This is a genomic window from Streptomyces sp. HNM0575, assembly GCF_012726265.1.
GTDB lineage: Bacteria > Actinomycetota > Actinomycetes > Streptomycetales > Streptomycetaceae > Streptomyces.
The window spans coordinates 866,947-881,213 of sequence record NZ_JAASAG010000001.1; the positions used below are offsets into that span (position 1 = coordinate 866,947).

At 71.5% G+C, this 14,267-nt stretch carries 9 protein-coding genes; 6 read left to right on the plus strand and 3 right to left on the minus strand.

Annotated features, from left to right (window positions below; genetic code table 11):
* Positions 1 to 229 precede the first annotated feature (229 nt).
* Positions 230 to 1,987, minus strand: a complete 1,758-nt coding sequence (locus tag HCC61_RS03575) for an NAD+ synthase (RefSeq protein ID WP_169133702.1) — start codon at positions 1,985 to 1,987, stop codon at positions 230 to 232.
* 263 nt (positions 1,988 to 2,250) lie between these two features.
* On the opposite strand from HCC61_RS03575, the gene HCC61_RS03580 reads away from it, so the two are divergent.
* The 3 genes from HCC61_RS03580 (at position 2,251) to HCC61_RS03590 (ending at position 8,495) form a co-directional block, all read left to right on the plus strand.
* On the plus strand, positions 2,251 to 3,315 hold the full coding sequence (locus HCC61_RS03580; RefSeq protein ID WP_169133703.1) for a helix-turn-helix domain-containing protein: 1,065 nt from the start codon (positions 2,251 to 2,253) through the stop codon (positions 3,313 to 3,315).
* Between the two features lie 672 nt (positions 3,316 to 3,987).
* Positions 3,988 to 5,349: a glutamine synthetase family protein gene (locus HCC61_RS03585; protein WP_169133704.1), complete on the plus strand. Its 1,362-nt coding sequence runs from the start codon at positions 3,988 to 3,990 to the stop codon at positions 5,347 to 5,349.
* A 134-nt stretch (positions 5,350 to 5,483) separates the two neighbouring features.
* Positions 5,484 to 8,495, plus strand: a complete 3,012-nt coding sequence (locus HCC61_RS03590; protein WP_169133868.1) for a bifunctional [glutamine synthetase] adenylyltransferase/[glutamine synthetase]-adenylyl-L-tyrosine phosphorylase — start codon at positions 5,484 to 5,486, stop codon at positions 8,493 to 8,495.
* 153 nt (positions 8,496 to 8,648) lie between these two features.
* On the opposite strand, the gene HCC61_RS03595 is transcribed toward HCC61_RS03590, so the two are convergent.
* Both HCC61_RS03595 and HCC61_RS03600 read right to left on the minus strand, forming a co-directional pair.
* On the minus strand, positions 8,649 to 9,533 hold the full coding sequence (locus tag HCC61_RS03595; protein ID WP_169133705.1) for a phosphatase PAP2 family protein: 885 nt from the start codon (positions 9,531 to 9,533) through the stop codon (positions 8,649 to 8,651).
* 36 nt (positions 9,534 to 9,569) lie between these two features.
* On the minus strand, positions 9,570 to 10,640 hold the full coding sequence (locus tag HCC61_RS03600) for a LacI family DNA-binding transcriptional regulator (protein ID WP_169133706.1): 1,071 nt from the start codon (positions 10,638 to 10,640) through the stop codon (positions 9,570 to 9,572).
* A 323-nt stretch (positions 10,641 to 10,963) separates the two neighbouring features.
* Here HCC61_RS03600 and HCC61_RS03605 point away from each other — a divergent pair, with 323 nt between their 5' ends.
* From HCC61_RS03605 to HCC61_RS03615, 3 genes are all read left to right on the plus strand, one after another.
* Positions 10,964 to 12,244, plus strand: coding sequence for an extracellular solute-binding protein (locus tag HCC61_RS03605; RefSeq protein ID WP_169133869.1), 1,281 nt, complete (start codon positions 10,964 to 10,966; stop codon positions 12,242 to 12,244).
* 230 nt (positions 12,245 to 12,474) lie between these two features.
* Positions 12,475 to 13,353, plus strand: coding sequence for a sugar ABC transporter permease (locus tag HCC61_RS03610; RefSeq protein ID WP_240968456.1), 879 nt, complete (start codon positions 12,475 to 12,477; stop codon positions 13,351 to 13,353).
* A gap of 2 nt (positions 13,354 to 13,355) precedes the next feature.
* A complete protein-coding gene (locus HCC61_RS03615) occupies positions 13,356 to 14,216 on the plus strand; it encodes a carbohydrate ABC transporter permease (protein ID WP_169133870.1) in 861 nt (286 codons plus the stop codon).
* The last annotated feature ends 51 nt before the right edge of the window (positions 14,217 to 14,267 follow it).

A 14,267-nucleotide genomic window follows, 5' to 3' on the forward strand; every position in this document is an offset into this window, starting at 1 on the left:
GCACCGTCGGGACGCGGGTGGCGAGCCGCGGCTGCGACGGGCTTTCGCAGCCGCACGATGTCGTGGCCGGGAGGGGCGCCCGTCCCGGCTTCACCGGTTCCGTCCCGGAGCCCGCTCCGGCTACGCCGGTTCCCGTCCCGGCCACACCGCTTCCGTCCCGGAGTCCGTTCCGGCTGCGCCGGTTCCCGTTTCGGGTGCCCGGGCGGCAAGGCCGCCCCCGCTGCACCGGCTAACGGCCGTTCTCCCGCCAGCGGTTGGTGATCGGCAGCCTGCGGTCCTTGCCGAAGCCCTTGGCGGAGATCTTCGTGCCCGGCGGATACTGGCGGCGCTTGTACTCCGCGGCGTCCGTCATGCGCAGCACGCGGCCGACGACCTCCGGGTCGAAGCCGCGCTCGACGATGCCCTCGCGGCCGACGTCCCCGTCCACGTACAGCTTCAGGATGCGGTCCAGTACGCCGTAGTCGGGGAGGGAGTCGGTGTCGACCTGCCCGGGGCGCAGCTCCGCGCTCGGCGGCTTGGCGATGCTGTTCTCCGGGATGGGCGGCGTCTTGCCGCGCTCCTCCGCGGCGCGGTTGCGCCACTTCGCGAGGCGGAAGACGTTGGTCTTGTAGACGTCCTTGATGGGTCCGTACGCGCCGACCGAGTCGCCGTAGAGCGTCGAATAGCCGCACGCCAGCTCGGACTTGTTGCCCGGCGCGAGCACGATGTGGCCCTCCTGGTTGGAGATGCCCATCAGCGTGACGCCGCGCAGCCGGGACTGGAGGTTCTCCTCGGCGACGCCCGTGAGCTCCAGGCCGTCGAGGAAGGCGTCGAACATCGGCCCGATCGGCACGCTGCGGTAGTCGAGGCCCGTGCGGTGCGCCAGCTCGGCCGCGTCGTCGCGGGAGTGCTGCGAGGAGTAGCGCGAGGGCATCGAGACGGCGTGCACGTTGGAGGGCCCCAGCGCGTCGCAGGCGATCGAGGCGACGAGCGCCGAGTCGATCCCGCCGGAGAGGCCGATCAGCACGGAGCGGAAGCCGTTCTTCGAGACGTAGGCGCGCAGGCCCGTGACGAGCGCCGTGTAGATCTCCTCGTCGTCCTCCATGCGCGGGGCCTCGCTGCCGTGGGCGTCCGGCTCGTAGGGCGCCACAGGCGTCTCGGAGAGCACCACGTGCTCCACGCTCAGCCCGTCGTCGACCGATCCCGAGGGCGGCTTCGCCGCGGCGGCCGGCAGCTCCAGGTCGAGCACCACGCAGCACTCCTCGAACTGCGGTGCGCGCGCGACGACTTCGCCGTCCGGGCCGACGACGATCGAGTCGCCGTCGAAGACCAGCTCGTCCTGGCCGCCCATCATCGCGAGATACGCGGTGGTGCAGCCGGCCTCCTGGGCGCGCTTGCGCACGAGTTCGAGCCTCGTGTCGTCCTTGTCGCGCTCGTACGGCGAGGCGTTGACGGACAGCAGCAGTCCGGCGCCGGCGGTGCGCGTCGCGGGCACCCGGCCGCCGTTCTGCCACAGGTCCTCGCAGATGGCGAGCGCGACGTCGACGCCGTGCACCCGCACCACCGGAAGCGTCTGGCCCGGCACGAAGTAGCGGAACTCGTCGAAGACGCCGTAGTTGGGCAGATGGTGCTTGGCGAAGGTCAGCGCCACCTCGCCCCCGTGCAGTACGGCCGCGGCGTTCTGCGGGGCGCCCGCGGGGCTGCCGAGGGCGGCCCGCGCGTGCTCGGCGTGGTCGAGATAGCCGACGACGACCGGGACTTCGCCCAGGCCCTCGTCGGAGAGCCGGCGGGCGAGCGAGCGCAGCGCGGCGCGGCTGGCGTGCACGAACGAGCCGCGAAGCGCCAGGTCCTCCACGGGATAGCCGGTCAGCATCATCTCGGGGAACGCCACGAGATGCGCTCCCCGCCCGGCCGAGTGGCGGGTCCACCGCAGGACCGCTTCGGCGTTGGCTTCGAGGTCGCCGACGGTCGAGTCGATCTGATTCAGGGCGAGGCGTAGTTGAGGCACGCGGTCAACTGTAATCGTCTCTCTGACACGATGCGGCGGGGTGTGCCCAGTGGGAGGTCACGGCCGCGGAACCGGCAGTTCCGGGCGGTTTGTGATGTTGTCCATCACAAGGTGTTCACGCTAACTTCACAACCGTATCCAGCATGTGGCTACCCCTACGCGAGGGTATCCGCAGGATTTCGATACCTGGTGTACTGGATTCGGTGCCCGCCTGGCGGGCATCGGTCAGTGACGTGAACTCGCCACCGCACAGGGGGATCGACATGCTGGAATCGCTCGGGCTCGAACCGGTTCAGCAGCAGGCGTACGAAGCGCTCGTCGACGGGGCGGTCACCGTCGCGGAGCTGCGCACGGCGCTGGGCCTGAGCGCCGCGAGAGTACGCGAAACCCTCGACGCGCTGGAGAAGTTGGGCCTGGTCGGCCGCTACCCGGGGGAGCGGCGCGGCGAGCAGCGGTTCCTGCCCGTGGCACCCGAGGCCGCCTTCGAGTCGCTGCTGCTGGCCCGCGAGGAGGCCATCCACCGCACCCGCCGCCACATCCAGCTCCTGGCCACCCGCTTCCGCGCCAACGCCGCCGCCCGCGACCCCGTCGACCTGGTCGAGATCGTCACGGGGCGGGCCGCCGTGATCCAGCAGGTCGACCAGCTCCAGCACAGCGCCACCAGCGAGATACGCGGCATCGACCGGCCGCCGTACGCCAACAGCGACCCGGACCGGCTCGATCCGAAGACCGGCATGATGCCCGTGCAGGCCAAGACGATGCGGCGCGGCATCAGTTACCGCGTCATCTACGACACCCACGGCCTGGAGACCTTTCACCGGATCAACACCGACATCGAGGCCTGTGCCGAACTGGGCGAGGACGCAAGGGTGATGGCCGACACCCCCACGAAGCTGCTGGTCGCGGACGACCGGGTGGCCCTGCTGCCGCTGCGTTCCGCGCCGCACGAGATGGCCAGCAGCGTGGTGGTGCACCCGTCGGGTCTGCTGGACGCGCTCTGCGAGTTCTTCGAGGTGCTGTGGGCGCGTGCGCTGCCGCTCTCCGCCTATCTCGCCGGCCGCCCGAACGGGGCGGGCGACGCCCCGACACCGGACGAGGCCCGGCTGCTGGCGCTGCTGACGACGGGGCTGACCGACCAGGTCATGGCGCGCCAACTCGGCGTCAGCTACCGCACGTTCCAGCGCAGGCTGAGCGGTCTGATGGAGCGGCTGGGCGCCGGTACGCGCTTCCAGCTCGGAATGCGCGCGGCCAGCCTCGGCTGGGTCTCGCAGCCGGCCGAGGGCGCCGTGCGGATCGGGCCGGGGCCGGGCGCCGGAGAGACCGCCTGAGGGGGTTCCGCGGGTGCGGGAGAGGCCCGTCGAAGGGCCCTCGGAGAGGCCCGCGAAGGGGTGTCCGACCCGCGAAGTACGCCCCACAAGAGGGCGATTGGCACACTCACCGGTAACTCTTGTTCTCCGCTGCGGCCGTGTGCGAACTTCAATGCGTGACGTCGCCGGGCAGGACGGCTCACGACGACCACACGGCCGTGCGCCACCCGCGGCGCTCCGGCCAGCAACACCCAGCCGCGGTCCGGTATCCCCCACTGCCGGACCGCGGCTTCCATCTTTCCCGGAGCCCTACGCCCGTCCCGGCGCCCTACGCCCGTCCCGGCGCCCTACGCCCGTCTCGGGCCCGCCTCCGGCGCGGGTCCTCGGTGCGGCCCTCCGGGCGCCCGTCCGGGTCGCCGGTCCGGCCCCCGGGTGCGGCCCCTCCGGGCCCCGGCGCGGCCCCCTCTCCGCCCGCTCACTCCCCGTCCCGCCGCCCGCTGCGCGGCCCCCGTTCCCGGCTCGCCCCGCCGCACCCCTCCCGTGGTCTACTGGGAGCGGCGTGAGGAGACGGAGCGCGCAGGCAACGCTTCGGAAACCTTGTGGTGGGACGCTCACCCGGTCCGTCCCGTATCCGGGCGCGGGGGGAGTCCACCGGGTGCGAGCGGCCACCCCGACCAGCGAGGATGGGTGACTATGGATAAGCAGCAGGAATTCGTGCTCCGTACGCTCGAGGAGCGCGACATCCGGTTCGTACGGCTGTGGTTCACCGACGTCCTCGGCTTTCTCAAGTCCGTCGCCGTCGCGCCCGCCGAGCTGGAGCAGGCCTTCGACGAGGGCATGGGCTTCGACGGTTCCGCGATCGAGGGCTTCGCCCGCGTCTACGAGTCGGACATGATCGCCAAGCCGGACCCCGGCACCTTCCAGATACTGCCGTGGCGCGCAGAGGCGCCCGGCACCGCCCGGATGTTCTGCGACATCCTCATGCCGGACGGATCACCGTCCTACGCCGATCCGCGCTACGTGCTCAAGCGCAGCCTCGCCAGGGCCTCCGATCTGGGCTTCACCTTCTACACCCACCCCGAGATCGAGTTCTTCCTGCTCAAGGACCGGCCCGTGGACGGCACCCGGCCCGTGCCCGCGGACTCCTCCGGCTACTTCGACCACACACCGCAGCACGTCGGCATGGACTTCCGGCGGCAGGCGATCACGATGCTGGAGTCGATGGGGATCTCGGTGGAGTTCTCCCACCACGAGGGCGCCCCCGGCCAGCAGGAGATCGACCTGCGCTACGCCGACGCGCTGTCCACCGCGGACAACATCATGACGTTCCGGCTGGTGATGAAGCAGGTGGCACTGGAGCAGGGCGTGCAGGCCACGTTCATGCCCAAGCCGTTCTCCGAGCACCCCGGCTCCGGGATGCACACCCACCTGTCGCTGTTCGAGGGCGACCGCAACGCCTTCTACGAATCGGGCTCCGAGTACCAGCTCTCCAAGGTCGGCCGCTCCTTCATCGCGGGCCTGCTCACTCACGCGGGCGACATCTCCGCCGTCACCAACCAGTGGGTCAACTCCTACAAGCGCATCTGGGGCGGCGCGAACCGCACCGCGGGCGAGGGCGGCGAGTCCCCGTCGTACATCTGCTGGGGCCACAACAACCGGAGCGCGCTGATCCGCGTGCCGATGTACAAGCCGGGGAAGATGGGCTCCACCCGCATCGAGGTGCGCTCCCTCGACTCCGGCGCCAACCCCTACCTCGCGTACGCGACCCTGCTGGCCGCCGGGCTCAAGGGCATCGAGGAGGGCTACGAGCTGCCGCCGGGCGCCGACGACGACGTGTGGGCGCTCTCCGACGCCGAGCGCCGGGCCATGGGCATCGAGCCGCTGCCGCAGAACCTGGGCGAGGCGATCACGCTGATGGAGCGCAGCGAACTCGTCGCGGAGACGCTCGGTGAGCACGTGTACGACTTCTTCCTGCGGAACAAGAAGCAGGAGTGGGAGGAGTACCGCAGCGAGGTCACCGCCTTCGAGCTGCGCAAGAGCCTGCCGGTGCTCTGACGCCGCGGCGGCCCCCGCCGTGGGGCCGCGGCGACGGGCCGGGCACGGGCCGCAGCCGGGTTGCGCCGGCACCCGTGCGTGCCCGTGGCCGGACGCCGGGAGACCCGGAGGGCGAGACGACGGAGGACGGTCAGGTGCAGGGCGGCGGGCGCCGGGACAGCCGGTACGGACAACTCATCAGGCGCGGCTTCACCGAACCCGCCGCTGCCGAGGAGCTGCTCGCCGCCCCCGGCCTGGAGGAGGTGCGCTCCGACACCGGGCTGCTCGACGCCTTCGCCGCCACCGCCGACCCCGACCTCGCGCTGCGCGGGCTCGTACGCCTCGTCGAGGCGCAGGAGGACCCGCAGCGACTGGTGGACACCCTGCGCGCCAGCAAGCCGCTGCGGGACCGGCTGCTCGGCGTGCTCGGCGTCTCCGAGGCGCTCGGCGACCACCTGGCCGCCCACCCCGACGACTGGGAGGCCCTCGTGAGGTACGAGGCGGCGGCCGATCTGCATCCGGGCGTCGAGGAGTTCGAGGCGGTCGTCGGCGCCGCGCGCGACCCCGACGAGCTGCGCCACCGCTACCGGCGCAGCCTGCTGTCCGTGGCCGCACGCGACGTGTGCGGCACCAGCGATCTGGCCCGTACCGCTGCGGAGTTGGCGGACCTGGCCACGGCGACGCTGCGCGCCGCGCTCGCCGTCGCCGAGTCGGAGGCGCCCGACGACGCGGCCGCGTGCCGCATCGCCGTCATCGGCATGGGCAAGTGCGGTGGCCGCGAGCTGAACTACGTCTCCGACGTGGACGTCATCTTCGTCGCGGAGCCCGTGGAAGGCACCGAGGAGTCCGCGGCGTTGCAGGCCGCCACGCGGCTCGCCTCCCGCCTGATGCGCATCTGCTCGGACACCACGGTCGAGGGCACCATCTGGCCGGTCGACGCCAACCTCCGCCCCGAGGGCCGCAACGGGCCGCTCGTCCGTACGCTCTACTCCCACCTCGCCTACCTCAACCGCTGGGCCAAGACATGGGAGTTCCAGGCCCTGTTGAAGGCGCGGCCCGTGGCGGGCGACGCGGCGCTGGGCGAGGCGTACACGGAGGCGGTAGCCCCGCTGGTGTGGCAGGCCGCCGAGCGGGAGAACTTCGTCCCCGACGTGCAGCAGATGCGCCGCCGCGTCGTCGCCGCCATCCCCGCAGCGCAGGTCGAACGCGAGCTGAAACTGGGCCCGGGCGGGCTGCGGGACGTCGAATTCGCCGTACAGCTCCTCCAGTTGGTGCACGGGCGCTCCGACGCGTCGCTGCGCAGCCCCACCACGCTCGCGGCGCTGGACGCGCTCGCCGGCGGCGGCTACGTAGGGCGCCAGGACGCCGCCGCGCTGGAGGCCGCCTACCGCTTCCTGCGCACCATGGAGCACCGCATCCAGCTCTACCGGATGCGGCGCACCCATCTGATGCCCGAGGACGAGGCCGACCAGCGGCGCCTGGGCCGCTCCCTCGGCTACCGCAGCGAGCCCGTCACCGAGCTGCACCGCGTGTGGCGGCGGCACGCCGCGGCCGTACGGCGCCTGCACGAGAAGCTCTTCTACCGGCCGCTGCTGGACGCCGTCGCCCAGCTGGAGATCGGCGAGGCGAGGCTCTCGCCGAGCGCCGCCCGGCAGCGGCTGGAGGCGCTCGGCTACGCCGACCCGGCCGGGGCGCTGCGCCACCTGGAGGCGCTTGCCAGCGGCGTCAGCCGCAAGTCCGCCATCCAGCGCACCCTGCTGCCGGTGCTGCTCGGCTGGTTCGCGGACTCCGCCGACCCCGACGCGGGCCTCCTCGGCTTCCGCAAGGTCTCCGACGCGCTGGGCAACACCCCCTGGTACCTGCGGCTGCTGCGCGACGAGGGCGCCGCCGCGGAGAACCTCGCGCGGGTGCTCTCCGCCGGGCGCTTCGCCCCCGACCTGCTGCTGCGGGCGCCCGAAGCGGTCGCGCTGCTCGGCGACGAGAACGGGCTGCTGCCGCGCTCGCGCGAGGCGCTGACACAGGAGGTGCTGGCCGCCGTCGGCCGCGCCGGCGACGCGGAGTCGGCGGTGGCGGTGGCGCGCGGGGTGCGCCGCCGCGAGCTGTTCCGTACGGCGGCGGGCGACCTGATCGGCGCGTACGGCACCGAGGACCTGCCCGCGGAGGAGCCCGCGCAGGCGGTCGACCGCATCGGCACCGCGCTCACCGACCTCAACGCCGCCACCCTCGCGGGCGCGCTGCGCGCCGCCGTGCGCAGCGGGTGGGGCGACGAACTGCCCACGCGCTTCACGGTGATCGGCATGGGCCGCTTCGGCGGTGCCGAACTCAGCTACGGCTCCGACGCCGACGTCCTCTTCGTGCACGAGGCACGCGAGGGCGTGAGCGAGGAGGAGGCGGGCAAGGCGGCGTTGGCGGTCGCGACCGAGCTGCGCCGGCTGCTGCAACTGCCCACCACCGACCCGCCGCTCGTCGTCGACGCGGATCTGCGCCCCGAGGGCAAGTCGGGCCCGCTGGTGCGCTCGCTCGACTCGTACGCCACGTACTACCGGCGCTGGGGCTCGCCCTGGGAGAGCCAGGCGCTGCTGCGTGCCGCGCCCGTCGCGGGCGACGAGGAACTCGGCCGCCGCTTCACCGAACTCATCGGTCCGCTGCGGTATCCCGCGGACGGGCTGAGCGAGGAGTCGCTGCGCGAGATCCGCCGGCTGAAGGCCCGCATGGAGGCCGAGCGGATGCCGCGCGGCGCGGACTCCACCACGCACGCCAAGATGGGCCGCGGCGGGCTCGCCGACGTGGAATGGACCGTGCAGCTCCTCCAGTTGCGGCACGCCGCGTCGGTGCCGGGGCTGCGCACGACGCGTACGCGGGTGGCGCTGGCCGCCGCCCTGGAGGCCGGCCTGATCGGCGAGGAGGACGCCGGCATCCTGGACGACGCGTGGCTGCTGGCCACCCGCGTGCGCAACGCGGTGATGCTGGTGCGCGGCAGGGCGGGTGACACGTTTCCTTCCGAGGCACGGGAGTTGGGCGCCGTCGGGCGCTATCTCGGATACGAGTCCGCCGGTCCGGGCCCGCGCCCGACGGAGGCCGGCGGCAGCGGCGAGATGCTGGACGACTACCGGCGTGTGACGCGCCGGGCCCGCGCCGTCGCGGAACGGCTCTTCTACGAGGGCTGATACGCGGGCCGGTGCGGGCGCCGGCGCGAGGGCCGCTGATACGTGGGCTGCTGTTGCGAGGGCCGGTGCGCGGCTCCGGTATGCGGCCTGTCGAACGGAAGCTGACGCGCCCTCAGCAGTGCCGTGTGAGCCGCCCGTTGCGCCCGCCCGCCGCTACGCCCGCGCGGGCGTAGCGGCCAGTTTCGGCAACCGGTACGCGATCCGCCCGTACCAGCCGAAGGAGAGCGCGAAGCCGAAGCCGAGGCAGAGCACCCCGCCCACCGCGTCGAGCCAGAAGTGGTTGGCGGTGCACACGATCACCGTCAGCGTGAGCAAGGGATAGAGCGCCCCCAGCACCCGCGCCCACAGCGGCTTCGCGAGCGCCGCGACGGTGATGCCGCACCACACCGACCAGCCGATGTGCATCGAGGGCATCGCGGCGTACTGGTTGGACATGTCGGCGAGGTTGCCGGACGCCATGGAGCCCCAAGTCTGGTGCACCTGCACGGTGTCGACGAACTGGTCGCCGCGCATCAGCCGCGGCGGCGCCAGCGGAAAGAGGTAGTACCCCAGCAGCGCGATGGCGGTGGTGGCGAAGACGACGAGGCGCGTCGCGGCGTAGCGGCCCGGGTGGGAGCAGTAGAGCCAGACCAGCACCAGCACCGTGACGACGAAGTGCAGCGTCGCGTAGTAGTAGTTCATCGTGAGGATGAGCCAGGTGACGCCGTCGGCCGCGCGGTTGACGGAGTCCTCGACGGCGATGCCGAGCAGATGCTCCGCGTGCCAGACGCGGTCGGCGTTGTCGAGGGCCTGGAGGCGCTGCTCCGGCACGGCGTTGCGGATGGAGGAGTAGACGGCGTAGAAGACCAGGACGAGGACGATCTCGAAGAGGATGGTGGGCCGCCGTGCCGCGCGCGGTCGCCTCGCCGCTCTGCCTCTGTCGCTCTCTCCGGCGGGCTCCGCTCCGTCCGCTTTGCGACCGCCGGTCCCACGGTCGTCGGTCTGCGGTTCCGCTGCCGTTTTGTCTGCCTGTTCGGCCCTCGTCGTCGATGCCCCCATGAGGGGACAGTGTGCCAGAAGCGGACAACCCGTCGATCATCCTGCGGTCGGGTATCCGGCCTCTTCCGTCCTCCCTGCGACCGAGGGGACCGACGCGGGTACGGACGCCGTGGAACCCCGTACGACCAGCTCGGGAAGGAAGACGAACTCGCTGTGCGGAGCGGGCGTGCCGCCGATCTCCTCCAGCAGCGCGCGGACCGCCGCCTGCCCCATGGCGGGCACCGGCTGACGGATCGTCGTCAGCGGGGGATCGGTGAACGCGATCAGCGGTGAGTCGTCGAAACCGATCACGGAGACGTCGCCGGGGACCGTGAGCCCGCGCTGCCGTGCCGCGCGGATCGCCCCGAGCGCCATCATGTCGCTCGCGCACACCACCGCCGTGCAGTCACGTTCCAACAGGGCGCTCGCGGCGGCCTGTCCGCCCTCCAGCGTGTAGAGGGAGTGCTGCACCAGCTGCCGGATCTGAGCCGCCGTGAGCCCGAGCTGCTCCCGCACTGCGTACGTGAAGCCCTCGATCTTCCGCTGCACGGGCACGAAACGCTCGGGCCCCAGGGCCAGTCCGATGCGCCGGTGCCCGAGCGCAACGAGGTGGGTGACGGCCAGGCCCATCGCCGCACGGTCGTCGGGGGAGACGAACGGTGCGCGGACCTTGTCGGAGTAGCCGTTGATGAGCACGAAGGGCACGCCCTGGCCGCGCAGCCGCTCGTAGCGCTGCATGTCCGCGGTGGTGTCGGCGTGCAGCCCGGAGACGAAGACGATGCCGGCGACGCCGCGGTCGACGAGCATCTCCGTCAGCTCGTCCTCCGTGGATCCGCCCGGCGTCTGCGTCGCGAGCACCGGCGTGTATCCCTGCCGGGTCAGGCCCTGCGCGATGACCTGCGCGAAGGCCGGGAAGATCGGGTTCTCCAGCTCGGGCGTGATCAGGCCCACGAGCCCGGCGCTGCGCTGGCGCAGCTTCACGGGCCGCTCGTACCCCAGCACGTCGAGTGCGGCGAGGACGGATTCACGGGTGGCCGCGGCGACGCCCTGCTTGCCGTTGAGCACGCGGCTGACCGTCGCTTCGCTGACCCCCGCCTGTGCTGCGATGTCAGCTAGCCGTGCGGTCACAGGGCTGGACTGTACCGGGCGCGGCAATCACTGCACACCGCGCGGTGGCGCGGGGCCCAAGAGATCCCGGCTCGCGCGACGGACGACGGACGACGGGCGACGGGCGACCGGCGGCGGGTGACGGGTGACCGGCGCCGCAGGCAGGTCCGAGGACTCCGGGCCCCGAAGCCTCCAGAGCCCGTCCGAAAGTCCATTCTGCAATTTGCCGCAAGGTCTTGCGCAAGCTTCCGTGCCGCCGTTACGTTCCTCGGCAGTCCGGCGCCGCCCAGGCGCCCGGGCCCCCGTCGAGTGCTTCGGGGGCGGACAGGTGGGAGGGGATGGACATGCGGCGTGGCACAGGACTCACGCTCTGCGCGGCCGCGGCGGTGCTCGCGCTGACGGCGACCGCCTGCGGCGGGGACGACGGCAGCGACGGCGCCGGCAAGGGCGGGATCGGGGGCACCGTCACCTACTGGGACACCTCGAACGACGCCGAGAAGGGCACGTACAAGAAGATCGCCGAGGACTTCGAGAAGAAGCATCCGAAGGTCGATGTGAAGTACGTGCACGTCAACTTCGGTGACGCGAACCAGAAGTTCAAGAACGCCGCGGGCGGCAACTCCGGAGCCCCCGACGTGATGCGCACCGAGGTCGCCTGGGTCGCGGACTTCGCCAACCTCGGCTATCTCGCTCCGCTGGACGGGACGCCGGCGCTCGACAAGCCCTCCGACTACATCGAGAACGCCGCGGGCAGCACCCGCTTCAAGGGCCGTACGTACGCCGTGCCGCAGGTCACCGACACCCTCGGCCTCTTCTACAACAAGAAGATGCTCAAGAAGGCGGGCGTCGGAGTGCCGGAGTCCTTCGACGAGTTGAAGAGGTCCGCGAAGAGGATCAAGAGCAAGACCGGCGGCACCGGCCTCTATCTGCGCGGCGACGACCCGTACTGGTTCCTGCCCTACCTCTACGGCGAGGGCGGCGACCTGGTCGACCCCACCGCGAAGAAGGTCACCGTCGACGACGGGCCCGGCGCGAAGGCCTTCGCCAGGATGAAGGACCTCGTCGACTCGAAGGCCGCCGTCACCGACAGCAGCGACGGGCAGGAGAACGGCCTCAAGGCCTTCCAGGACGGCGACGTCGCCATGATCGTCGACGGTCCGTGGGACATCGCGGGCGCCTTGCAGGGCAAGGAGTTCAAGGACGACAAGGACAACCTCGGCGTGGCGCCCGTGCCGGCCGGCAGCAAGGACAGGGGCTCCCCGCAGGGCGGCTGGAACCTCTCCGTGTACGCGGGCAGCAAGAACCTGCGTACGGCGCAGGAGTTCGCCAAGTACATGAGCTCCGCCGAGGTGCAGCAGCGCACCACCGAGAAGCTGAGCCTGCTGCCCACGCGCCGCTCCGTCTACGACGAGCCGTCGGTCGCGAAGAACACGATGGTGAAGTTCTTCAAGCCCGCCGTCGACAAGGCCGTTCAGCGGCCCTGGATCGCGGAGGGCAACTCCCTCTTCGAGCCGGTACGGGGACAGATGGACGCCGTGCTCACCGGCGGGCGCAGCCCGAAGGACGCCGCGGCCAAGGTCGGCGACGACTTCCGCAAGCTGCTCAAGGACGAGGACTACAAGTAAGCCCGCGGGGCGGAGGGGACGGCCGAGGGGCCATGGCTGTGGAGACCACGAGCCGGCCGGCCACGGGCGGCGGGGGCGGCGGCGCGAGTGCCGTTCCCGCCGGCGGGACGGGGACCGGCACCGGTACGGGGAAGCAGAGCAAGGGGAAGCAGAGCAAGGGGAAGCAGAGCAAGAGGGGAGCCGCCGGAAGGCTGCGCAGGGCGGCCGCAGTTCACTGGTACGCGTGGGCGATGGTCGCCCCGGTCGTCGCCGTCATCGGCGTGATCATCGGCTATCCGCTGCTGCGGGGCGTCTATCTGTCGCTGACCGACGCCGACGAGGCCAATGTCGAGCGCACCATCGGCGTCAACCACCTGCCCGCGACGTACCGGTTCACCGGCCTGGAGAACTACCGGGAGATCCTGGGCGACAGCGTCTTCTGGGACCGCCTGGGCTGGACCGTGACGTGGACGGTCGCCTGCGTCGGCGTCACGTTCCTGCTGGGTCTGACGCTGGCGGTGATGCTCAACAGGCAGGTGCGCGGCCGGTCGTTCTACCGCGTCGGCATGATCGTGCCGTGGGGGATACCGGCGTTCGTCTCGGTCTTCGCCTGGAAGATGCTCTTCAACGAGAAGAACGGACTGCTCAACAAGGTGCTCGACGGCGGCGGCATCGACGCCGTGCCGTGGCTGGGCGATCCGGTGTGGGCCAAGGTCGCGGTCATCGCCGTCAACGTGTGGCTCGGCGTCCCCTTCATGATCGTCGCGATGCTGGGCGCGCTCCAGGGCATACCGGGTGAGCTGTACGAGGCGGCCGAGATGGACGGCGCCGGGCCCTGGCAGCGGTTCCGCAACATCACGCTGCCCGGCGTGCGCGGCGTCAGCAGCACCGTGGTCCTGCTCTCCACCATCTGGACCTTCAACATGTTCCCGGTGATCTACCTGCTCACCAGGGGCGGCCCGGAGGACTCCACGGAGATCCTCGTGACGTACGCGTTCCGGCTGTCGTTCGTCAACAGCCCACGGCAGTTCGCGACTTCGGCCGCCTGGGGCGTGCTGATCCTGGTGCTGCTCTCGCTCTTCACGGTCGTCTACAGGCGGACGCTGCGCCGCCAGGGAGAGGTGTGGTGACGATGGCCCTCGCGAAGACGGCCGCCGCGCCGAGGAGGCGCGGCGAGCGCGGGCCGCTGGCCGCGTTCGGGCTGCACGCGGGTCTGCTGACGGCGACGGCCGTGGCGCTCTTCCCGCCGCTGTGGCTGCTGGTGACGTCCTTCAAGCCGAAGAGCGAGTCGTTCACCACCGCGCTGGTCCGGGACTTCACCCTCGGCAACTACACGCACGTGGTCGCCGACACGTACTTCCTGACGTGGCTGGGCAATTCGCTGCTCGTCGTCCTCGGTACGACGGTGATCGGCGTCTTCGTCGCGGCGACGACCGGATACGCCCTCAGCCGCTTCCGCTTCCCCGGGATGCGGCCGCTGATGTGGGTGCTACTGATCACGCAGATGTTCCCCATGGCGGTGCTGATCGTGCCGCTGTACAACACGATGGCGAGCCTCGGGCTGCTCAACCAGCCCGCCGGACTGATCGTCACCTATCTGACGGTGGCCGTCCCGTTCTGCGCCTGGATGATGAAGGGCTTCTTCGACACCGTCCCCGTCGACATCGACGAGTCGGGACGCGTCGACGGGCTCACGCCCTTCGGCACGTTCTGGCGGCTGGTGCTGCCGCTGGCCAGGCCGGGCCTGGCCGTCACCGGCTTCTACACCTTCGTGACCGCCTGGGCCGAAGTCGCCTACGCCACGGCCTTCATGACCGGCGAGGAGAACCTCACCCTCGCGGGCGGCCTCCAGACCTTCGTCAACCGCTACGGCTCCGACTGGGGTTCCATGACGGCCGCCGCCGTGATCGTCGCCGTGCCCGCGGCGGTCGTCTTCGGCTTCGCCCAGCGCCACCTCGTCGCCGGGCTGACGGCGGGGGCGACGAAGTCCTGAGCGCGCAGCGGGAATCGGGACCAGCAGAGCGAACGGACCGCCCCTACTCTC

Coding starts and splice junctions, on each gene's coding strand:
- HCC61_RS03580 (WP_169133703.1), top strand. CDS start 2,251: ATGCTGGAATCGCTCGGGCTCGAACCGGTTCAGCAGCAGGCGTACGAA.
- HCC61_RS03615 (WP_169133870.1), top strand. CDS start 13,356: ATGGCCCTCGCGAAGACGGCCGCCGCGCCGAGGAGGCGCGGCGAGCGC.
- HCC61_RS03605 (WP_169133869.1), top strand. CDS start 10,964: ATGCGGCGTGGCACAGGACTCACGCTCTGCGCGGCCGCGGCGGTGCTC.
- HCC61_RS03595 (WP_169133705.1), bottom strand. CDS start 9,533: ATGGGGGCATCGACGACGAGGGCCGAACAGGCAGACAAAACGGCAGCG.
- HCC61_RS03585 (WP_169133704.1), top strand. CDS start 3,988: ATGGATAAGCAGCAGGAATTCGTGCTCCGTACGCTCGAGGAGCGCGAC.
- HCC61_RS03610 (WP_240968456.1), top strand. CDS start 12,475: ATGGTCGCCCCGGTCGTCGCCGTCATCGGCGTGATCATCGGCTATCCG.